Origin of the sequence: Elizabethkingia argenteiflava (genome assembly GCF_009904105.1) — a bacterium.
Lineage (GTDB): Bacteria > Bacteroidota > Bacteroidia > Flavobacteriales > Weeksellaceae > Elizabethkingia > Elizabethkingia argenteiflava.
In genome coordinates, this window is record NZ_JAAABJ010000368.1 from 1 (window position 1) to 389 (window position 389).

Here is a 389-nt window from a genome sequence, read left to right on the forward strand (position 1 = left end):
AGCAAAGATAAAATAGAAAGATGGATTTTACCTCATTTAAGCAAAGGAAAAAGAGGCTTTTCGACGAGATATGATCTGGTAAAAATAATTCAGCTTATTATAAAACGCCTGAAAACAGGCTGTCAGTAGCGTGAATTAAGTTTGAAAGAATATTTTGGCAAAGCGAAAATCTGCTGGCAAAGCAGTTACTATTATTTCAATAAATGGAGCAAAGACAGCTCTTTCAGAAAGGTTTGGATAGGTCTTTTGCTTCTTAATAAAGGAAAATTGGATATGTCAAGCCTTCAGTTGGACGGAAGCCACACCCCAAGCCGAATGGGAGGTGAAAAGCTAGGCTATCAGGGTAGAAAAAAGGCAAAAACCACCAACAGCATTTTTCTGTGTGATAA

Annotated in this window: 1 pseudogene; it reads left to right on the forward strand. The window is 37.3% G+C overall.

Features of this window, described 5'->3' with window-relative positions:
- Positions 1-141 precede the first annotated feature (141 nt).
- Positions 142-389, forward strand: a pseudogene (locus tag GNY06_RS04200) (IS5/IS1182 family transposase); the annotation flags it as partial.